This window comes from Brevibacterium salitolerans (genome assembly GCF_039531405.1).
Lineage (GTDB): Bacteria > Actinomycetota > Actinomycetes > Actinomycetales > Brevibacteriaceae > Brevibacterium > Brevibacterium salitolerans.
The window spans coordinates 456,758-465,395 of sequence record NZ_BAAAPZ010000004.1; the positions used below are offsets into that span (position 1 = coordinate 456,758).

The window sequence follows — 8,638 nt, forward strand, 5'->3', positions numbered from 1 at the left end:
ATGGCAGACGAGAACAGGACTGAGAACCCGCGTGCCGGTTCCGCCGCGGAGACGGACGCGCTCGCCCCCGCCGCAGCGGTGAGGCGTGAGCCCCTCCTCCTGCGGCTGCCGGTGGTGCGGGACATCCGCCGCTCGGTGGGACTGCAGCGCGGCATGCTGCTCACGGGCGTGGTGATCGTGGGAGCGGTGGTGCTCTGCGCCGTGCTCGCGCCCCTCATCGCGCCCTACAAGTACAACCAGCTCGCGAACGCGGACGGCTACTTCGGAGCGCAGCAGCCGCCCAGCGCGGAGCACCCGTGGGGCACCACGGTGGGCGGCTTCGACGTGCTCTCCCGGGTGATCTGGGGGACGCAGACCGCCGTCTTCGTCATCGTCGTGGCCGTCGTCATGAGCCTCTTCATCGGCGTGGCGCTGGGACTGCTGTCCGGATACTTCGGCGGGTGGCTGGACCGGATCCTCGTGGTCGTCGCGGATGCGATCTACGCCTTCCCCTCCCTGCTGCTGGCCATCGTCATGACGATCGTGATCTCCGGCGGGCAGTCCAACGTGGTGGGCGGAGTGTTCGCGGCGGCCATCTCGATCACCGTGGTGTTCGTCCCGCAGTACTTCCGCGTGGTGCGCTCCGAGGCGGTCCGTCTCCGCTCCGAGCCGTTCGTCGAGGCCGCCCAGGTGCTGGGCGAGCCGTCCCTGAAGATCATCACGCGGCACGTCTACCGCAACGCCACCCGCAACATCCCGCTCGTCTTCACCCTCAACGCCTCCGAGGCGATCCTCACCCTCGCGGCACTCGGGTTCCTGGGCTTCGGCATCGAGCCCACCTCGGCGGCGGAGTGGGGCTACGACCTCAACAAGGCTCTGGCGGACGTCACCAGCGGCATCTGGTGGACCGCCGTGTTCCCCGGCCTGGCGATCGTGCTCACGGTCCTGGGCATCACGCTCGTGGGCGAGTCGATGAACGACCTCGCGGACCCGCGCCTGCGCCGGCGGCGCTCGCGGAGGGTCCGCACGGAGAAGGAGACTGCGAATGGCTGAGCGGCGCAACGCGAACGGGCCCGTCCTGGACATCTCCGGGCTGGACGTCACCTTCGCCACGGACGGCGGCGACGTGCACGCGGTCAAGGATCTGTCCCTGCAGGTGGCCGCCGGTGAGGTGCTCGCCATCGTGGGTGAGTCCGGCTCCGGCAAGACCGTGACCGCCCGGACTGTCCTGGGCCTCATCCCGGAGACCGCCACGGTGGGTGGGGCGGTGGTGCTCACGGGCACGGACGTGCTCACGGCCTCGGCCCACGAACTGTGCAGTCTGCGCGGCTCCGATGTCTCGATGGTCTTCCAGGAGCCCTCCACCGCGCTCAACCCCGTGCACACGGTGGGGTGGCAGATCGCGGAGGGGCTGCGCGCGCACCGGCCGGGCGCGAAGAAGAAGGAGCTGCGGGCCGCCGCCGTCGCCGCGATGGAGCAGGTGGGCATCCCGGATGCGGAGAGCCGGTACGACTACTACCCGCACCAGTTCTCCGGCGGGCAGAAGCAGCGGATCGTCATCGCGATGGCGCTCGCCCTGGGCGCCAAGGTCATCGTGGCGGACGAGCCCACCACCGCGCTCGACGTCACGGTGCAGGCGGAGATCCTCGACCTGCTGCGCGAGCTGCGGGAGAAGACGGACACCGCGATCGTGCTCATCACGCACAACATGGGGGTCGTCGCGGACCTCGCAGACCGGGTGGCGGTCATGTACCGCGGCGACCTCGTGGAGACGGCGGACGTGCAGACGCTGTTCTCCGCCCCGCGGGAGGAGTACACGAAGCAGCTGCTCGCCGCCGTGCCGCGCCTGTCCGTGACCGAGGTGTCGGACCTGGTGGAGGGCGCGGGGGAGCCCGGGGCGGGCTCCGGCGAGGGCGCGCCCGGGACCGGTGCCGGGCCCGGGGCAGGCTCCCGTGAGGCGGCCGGTGCCGGTGGTGCAGGTGCGCCCGAGGTCGGTACCGGGGCGGGTGCCGGCTCCCGTGAGGCGACCGGCGCCTCGGGTGCGGATGTGCCCGAGGCCGGTGCCGGGCCGCGCTCATCTGAGTCCGGTGGGACTGCGCCTGACGCAGGTGCTCCCGGCGGGGGCGAACCCGTGGTGCGTGCACGCGGGCTGCAGATCGTGTTCCCCGGCGGAATAGGCAAGCCGGACTTCCACGCCGTGCGCGGGGTGGACTTCGACATCGCCGCGGGCGAGGTGTTCGGCCTCGTGGGCGAGTCCGGCTCCGGCAAGACGACGATCGGCCGGGCGATCGCGGGCCTGAACAGGGCCACGGGTGGTTCTCTCACGGTGTTCGGCCACGAGATGGTGGGCTACCGTGAGAGGGCGTTCCGGCCGCTGCGGAAGCGGATCGGCTTCGTGTTCCAGGACCCGGCCGCCTCCTTCAACCCGCACCTCACCATCGAGGACTGCGTGGGCGAGCCGTTCACGGTGCACCGCCCTCAGATGCGGGAGGCGGAGAGGCGCAAGCGGGTCGCGGAACTGCTGGACGCGGTGCAGCTGCCGGCGGAGTACGCCCGGCGGTATCCGCACGAGCTCTCCGGCGGTCAGCGGCAGCGGTGCTCGCTGGCGCGCGGTCTGGCGCTGGATCCGGAGCTGCTGGTGGCGGACGAGCCCACCTCCGCGCTCGACGTCTCCGTGCAGGCGGCGGTGCTGGAGCTGTTCAGCGAGCTGCAGGAGAGGTTCCGGTTCGCCGCGCTGTTCATCTCGCACGACCTCGCGGTGGTGGACATGCTCTCCGACAGGGTGGGCGTGCTCTACCGCGGACAGCTGCTGGAACAGGGGCCGGGCACGGAGGTGCTGCGCAGTCCCCGGCACGACTACACGAAGCGGCTCATCGCCTCGCTGCCGGTGCCGGACCCGGCGGAGCAGGCGCAGCGCCGGGAGGTGGCACGGGCACTCCGCGCTGCGGGGTGAGCGTGGTGGATTCCGTAGGTTACGTCTGCGTAGCGGCCGTGACGGGTGGCCGCTACGCAGACGTAACTTGCGGGTGGGTGGGCGGCGACGCGCGGGAATGCGCGGGACGCACCGGGGAGCGCGGGCACTCAGGTGGAGGAGCCGCCGGGAGCGGGGGCTTACCCTTGTCCGTGGTCGTACCGGTGGACCGAGCCGCGGCATCCGGGAGACCTGTGGCCCCGCTTCGCCGCGGCGCGCCCATCCACGCGGAACCGAACGGAAGGAAACCGCCATGCCCTGGACGCCCACCCCCGAGGACGACCGTCGCTTCATGGATCTCGCGCTCGCACAGGCGCGCAAGAGCTGGGACGAGGGCGGAGTGCCCATCGGCGCCGTGCTCGTCCATGACGGTGAGGTGCTGGCCGCCGGCCACAATCAGCGCTTCCAGAAGGACAGCGCCATCCTCCATGGTGAGACGGACACCATCGAGAAGGCCGGCCGCCTCCCTGCGAGCGTCTACCGCAGCAGCGTCCTCTACACCACCCTCTCGCCCTGCATCATGTGCGCCGGCACCGCTCTGCTCTACGAGATCCCGCGCATCGTCGTGGGCGAGAACCGCACGTTCGAGATGTCCGAGGCCCTGCTTGCGGAGCGCGGCGTCCAGGTGGACGTCCTCGACGACCCTGCGTGCCTCGCGCTCATGGAGCGGATGCTCGCAGAGCGTCCCGCCCTCTGGAGCGAGGACATCGGCGTGGAGGCAGGCGAGACCGCGAAGGCCGCGCGGTGAAGCACGAACCGCAGAGCGCGCCCGAGGAGCCGGTCGCCTCCGAGGCGCAGCTCGCCTCCGAGGCGCCGGTCGACCCGGACTACCCCCTCACCCCGGTGCCGCGGGCGGCCCGGCGTTCGGCCTTCTCCATCACCGTGGTGCTGGTGGGCTTCACGATCTTCGCCCCCACCCTCATGGCCGGTGCCTCCGTGGGGGCGGCGTTCCGCTTCTCCGAGTTCCTCCTGGTGCTCACGGTGGGATCGCTGGTGCTGGGCGCCTATGTCGCGGCGATCGGCTTCCTCGGCGCCCGCACGGGGCTGACCACCGTCGTCATGTCCCGCTACAGCTTCGGCACGGTGGGCTCCAAGCTCGCCTCGCTGCTGCTGGGCGGCACCCAGGTGGGCTGGTACGGCGTGGCGGTCGGCACGATCGGGCAGATGACGGCGCTCGCCTTCGGCTGGTCCGGCTGGTGGGCTCCGGCGATCGTCATGATCGTGGTGTCCGGGCTCATGATGCTCACGGCGCTGTTCGGCTACGAGGGCATGTACTGGGTGTCGATGATCTCCACCCCGCTCATCCTCATCCTCGCGGTCTGGCTGACCTTCCGAGGGTTCGCGGAGGTGGGCGGCCTGTCCGGCATCTTCGCGATGGAGCCGGCGACGTCCATGAGCTGGGCACTGGCCGTGACGACCATCGTGGGCACCTTCGCCTCCGCCGGCACGCAGGCGGCCAACTGGACGCGGTTCGCGCGCAGCGGCCGGCACGCCGTGGTGGCCTGCGGGATCGGCTTCGTGGTGGGCAACGGGCTCATGGTGTTCTTCGGCGCGGTCGCGGCGCTGGCCTTCGGTGAAGGCGACTTCACCACGCTCCTCATCAGCATGGGGATGATCGGCTGGGGTCTGTTCTTCCTGTTCGGCAACCTCTGGAAGTCCAATGCGGATGCGGCCTACGCCTTCGGCGTGGCAGGCGCGGAGATCGCCAGCGACAAGCGGAAGGGCCCCTACATCATCGGCGGCGTGGTGATCGGCACGGTCCTCGCGCTCACCGGAGTGGAGGGGCACATCGTGGGCTACCTCAGCCTGCTGGGAGTGTTCGTGCCGCCGCTGGGCGGAGTGCTGGTGGGCGACTGGATCGCTCGCTGGCGGCACGGGCAGCCGCCGCTGGAGACGCTCACGGAGAAGGTGCGCTGGCAGGCGCTCGTGCCCTACGCACTGGGCGCGGTGGTCGCATGGTTCTCGAACGAGTACGCCGTGGGGATCGCGCCGCTCAACGGCATCGTCGTGGCGCTCGTGCTCGCCTGGGTGCTGGGCAGGTACGCCTCCGGCCGCAACGGGTCGGCGGCCGAGGCACCCGCGGCGTCGTCCCTCGCCGGCTGAGTGATGCGGCAGGCCGGCTGCGCCAGGGACCGGCCGGCTGGGCACTGAGGCCGTCCGGCCGGCTACGCAGACGGGAACCGATGGTGAGCCCGCTCGCGTCTGCGGATCGGCCGCGAACGGCGGGGAGAGACGGCGGATCCGCAGACGGGAAGCTCCACGGGAGCGTTCCCGTCTGCTGCCCGCCGCCCGGGGCCGCCTCAGCAGCCGCCGTCCCCGCCCTCCCAGCCCACGCGGATGAGCTGGGTGAGGACGTCGAGGTCGATGTCCTCCGGCTTGTTGATATACGTGCACGAGGCTCCGCGGGAGTGCTTGCCCAGCTTCTCCCAGAGCTCCGGGGCGGCCTCGTGCGAGGGCAGGCCGTAGAGCGAGATCTTCGCCCTGCCGGGCCTGAAGCCGGCCCGGAAGACGGTGCCCGACCAGCCGCTCGCATAGGTGTAGTCACAGCTGCCGTAGCCCACCATGCTCTCGCCCCACATCACCGGAGGCTCTCCGGTGGCGCGGCCGTAGAGCTCCAGCAGCAGTTCGCCGTGGGCGCGCCTGCGCGGCGCCTCCAGTGTGCGGACGTACTCGAGCGGGTCCGCGCCCGTGGGCGCAGTGGTGGGCTGCTTCTCTGCCGGCATGCGCACAGCCTATGCCTCCCGTTCCTCCGTGAGGTCCGTCTGCCTCCGTGAGAACCGCTCTCCGTCGCAGCCGCCCTCGTCTCACACAGCCGGGGCCTCGGTGCTCATCCGGAGCGCGGCCACCAGGCCGCGGTAGTGGTCGTTCCCCTGCAGGAGCTGCGCGTGGGTGCCGCGCGCGGTGATCCTGCCTGCGTCCATCACGAGGATCTCGTCCGCATCCGCCACGGTGGAGAGCCGGTGGGCGATGGTCACGACCGCCCGCTCCGCCGCCGCGCCGGCGATCGCCTGCTGCACCGCGGCCTCGGTGATCCCGTCCACCTGTGCCGTCGCCTCGTCGAGGAGCAGGATGCGCGCGTCCGCCAGCAGGGCGCGTGCCAGGCTGATGCGCTGTCTCTGCCCACCGGAGGTGCTGGTGTCCGTCAGCGGTGTGTCGAGCCCGTTCGGCAGGCCGGCGAGGAGCGTGTCCAGCCCCAGCTGCTCCGTCACCCGGCGCAGACGCTCGGGACTCGCCTCCGGGTTGGTGAACAGGAGGTTCTCCCCGATGGTGCCCGGGACCACGGGCGTCTCCTGCTCCACGTAGGCGAAGGAGGCCCGAGCCCGTGCGGGGCTGAGCTCCCGGTAGTCCTGCCCGAACAGGCGGATGGACCCCTCCTCCGGGTCGAGGAACCGCATCATCAGGTTGAAGACGGTGGTCTTCCCCGCCCCCGAGGTGCCCACCAGTGCGATGTGCCCGCGTGCCGGGATGCGCAGGTCGAGGTTCCGCACGGCCGGTTCTGCCGCCCCGTCGTAGCCGGCGGTGACGCCGGCGAACTCCAGGGCGGGCGGCGCCTCTGTGGGGGAGGGGGCGGGAGCCGGTGCGGCTCCGGCGGTGTCCGGAGCGCCCGGCCGGTCGCTGCCCGGAGTGCGGGAGCCGGGGGAGGCCGAGGAGGTGGTCCGAGGGGCTGCGGGCGCGCTCACCCGCGCCCGCGCTTCCTGCGGCAGCTGCTCGATCTGGCTGATGCGCCCGGCGGCGGCCATCCCGGACTGCAGCGTGCTGAGGTTCTGGGTGAGCTCCATGAGCGGTCCGCTCAGTCCCCAGACGTAGAGCAGGAAGGCCACCAGCGTGGAGACGGTGATCTCGCCGCTGCTCACGCGGAATGCGCCGAAGGCGAGCACCAGGATGACGGCGGTCTCCAGCCCGGTGCCGGCGATCGCCCATGCCCCGGCCTGGATGCGCACGGACCGCAGTGCGTGGCGGCGGGACTCGTCCACGTGCTTCATGAGTGCGGTGAGGCGCCGGGTCTCCGCGCCGGAGGACTTCACCGTCTTGATGGCGCGGACGGTGCCCTCGAGCTCGGTGCCCAGATCGGAGAGCGCGGCCTGCGACTGCTCCTCGACGGTGGCGATGCGCGGCATGAGGACGAGGAACAGCAGGAAGACCACGGCGACGACGAGGAGCGTGGCCCCCAGCAGCACGAGATCCAGGGTGGCCATGAGGAGCAGCGAGCCCACGAGCATGATCGAGCCGTTGATGAGTCCGATCACCGCGGAGGAGGCCGCCTGGTTCAGCAGCACGGTGTCCGAGGTGACCCGGGTGACGAGCTCGCCCGGGCCTCGGGAGAGGAGGGCGAAGACGCGGGCGCCCAGGTAGCGCACGATCATGCGGCGGCGCGCGTCCCTGACGATGTCCTCGGCGACCCGCCCCATGAGCGTCCACTGGAACCATCCGACTGCGGCGCCCACCACGAGGAGGGCGGTCAGCAGCAGGACCGGATCGCGGAGCGAGGCGCCCGCGTCGAGGGAGTCGAGCACCCATTTGGTGACCATGGGCGAGGTCAGCGCCATCGCGGAGACCGCGAGAGAGAGCAGCAGCCCCAGCGCGAGGCGGGGAGCTTGCGGACGGGTGAAGGACCAGAGGATCCGCAGCCGTTCGCGGGTAGTGGTCTGCTGGTCGTCGGCGGGAGGAGAGGCTCCCGAGGCGGTGGCCGGCTCAGGGGAGGAACTCAGGGATGCGGCGCCTTCGGGGGTGTCTGGGAGGGGTGAGTCAGGCATAGACATAATTGGGACATAGATGTCCCAATTATGTCAAGGAGTGTATTGAGTGATTGCGCGGGCGTCCAATACTCTGTGGGGCATGTCCGAGACACCTCCGCCCACAGGCGATGCGCCGCGTGGCCTCACCCCCACCGCCAGGCGCACGCGTACGGCGATCATGACGGCCGCGATCGAACTCCTGGCGACCCGGCCGGAGGCGCCCATGACGGAGATCGCCGAGGCCGCGGGCGTCTCCCGCAGCACGCTGCACCGCTACTTCGCGGACAGGTCCGCACTCAAGGGGGCCCTCGACGAGCTCGCCGCTGCGCAGTGGCAGGCGGCGGTGCACGACGCGCGTCTCGACGAGGGGACGGGGCTGGAGGCGTTCCGGCGCCTGTGCGGGGAGGTGCTGGGCCGGCTCGATGTGCTCGCCTGGTGGATGATCTCCCCGGATCTGGCCGAGGAGACCAGCGGGGACTGCGACTCACCGGATCCGGAGGACGCCGCGATCTCCTCGGCGCTTCTCCGTGGGCGGGCGGACGGCAGCATCGACCCCGCCGTCGACCCCGAGTGGCTCGCGAGCTTCCTCTGGGCAGTCCTGTACGCGGTGAGGTTCCTGCCGGCCGGGGGTCGGATGTCCGCCTTCGAGGCCCGCGAGCAGGGCATGCGGACCCTGCTCAAAGCCGCAGCCGCGGACCCCGGCGCAGCACTCCTCGACACCCTCTGACGCCTCTCCGCCGCGTCCCCGGGACGTGGGAGCTTCCACGGCCCACCCCTCACCGCCTTCGAGGGGGCTCCCACCCCTGGAGCCCCCTCCTGGAGCCCCACCCCTGGAGCCCTCTCCTGGAAGTTACGTCTGCGTACCGGCCGCCCTGCACGGCCGGTTGTGATGTCTCAGGAGTTTGGTGACAGTTCTGCCTCAGGACTTCGGTGACACTTCATCTCTCAGGAC

7 protein-coding genes are annotated in these 8,638 nt (G+C 71.2%); 5 read left to right on the forward strand and 2 right to left on the reverse strand.

Features of this window, described 5'->3' with window-relative positions; translation table 11 throughout:
* From ABD240_RS07575 to codB, 4 genes are all read left to right on the forward strand, one after another.
* Positions 1 to 1,032 carry an ABC transporter permease gene (locus ABD240_RS07575; RefSeq protein WP_291797592.1) on the forward strand — a complete coding sequence of 344 codons (1,032 nt, stop codon included), beginning with the start codon at positions 1 to 3 and terminating at the stop codon, positions 1,030 to 1,032.
* The gene (locus ABD240_RS07580; protein WP_344336661.1) at positions 1,025 to 2,932 is read left to right on the forward strand and encodes a dipeptide ABC transporter ATP-binding protein; all 1,908 of its coding nucleotides are present in this window, start codon (positions 1,025 to 1,027) and stop codon (positions 2,930 to 2,932) included. Before ABD240_RS07575 ends, ABD240_RS07580 begins: the two co-directional genes overlap by 8 nt.
* A 271-nt stretch (positions 2,933 to 3,203) precedes the next feature.
* Positions 3,204 to 3,698, forward strand: a complete 495-nt coding sequence (locus ABD240_RS07585) for a nucleoside deaminase (protein WP_291795118.1) — start codon at positions 3,204 to 3,206, stop codon at positions 3,696 to 3,698.
* Positions 3,695 to 5,053 carry a cytosine permease gene (codB, locus tag ABD240_RS07590; protein WP_344336663.1) on the forward strand — a complete coding sequence of 453 codons (1,359 nt, stop codon included), beginning with the start codon at positions 3,695 to 3,697 and terminating at the stop codon, positions 5,051 to 5,053. Before ABD240_RS07585 ends, codB begins: the two co-directional genes overlap by 4 nt.
* Before the next feature lie 197 nt (positions 5,054 to 5,250).
* Here the strand turns inward: codB and ABD240_RS07595 are convergent, their stop codons facing one another.
* Together ABD240_RS07595 and ABD240_RS07600 are read right to left on the reverse strand one after the other, a co-directional pair.
* Positions 5,251 to 5,673 (reverse strand): DUF1801 domain-containing protein, encoded by a 423-nt coding sequence (locus ABD240_RS07595; RefSeq protein ID WP_344336665.1) that lies wholly within the window; start codon positions 5,671 to 5,673, stop codon positions 5,251 to 5,253.
* An 81-nt stretch (positions 5,674 to 5,754) separates the two neighbouring features.
* Positions 5,755 to 7,704, reverse strand: a complete 1,950-nt coding sequence (locus tag ABD240_RS07600) for an ABC transporter ATP-binding protein (RefSeq protein ID WP_344336667.1) — start codon at positions 7,702 to 7,704, stop codon at positions 5,755 to 5,757.
* An 82-nt stretch (positions 7,705 to 7,786) separates the two neighbouring features.
* Here ABD240_RS07600 and ABD240_RS07605 point away from each other — a divergent pair, with 82 nt between their 5' ends.
* Entirely contained in the window at positions 7,787 to 8,413 is a 627-nt protein-coding gene (locus ABD240_RS07605) for a TetR/AcrR family transcriptional regulator (protein WP_344336669.1), read from the forward strand.
* The last annotated feature ends 225 nt before the right edge of the window (positions 8,414 to 8,638 follow it).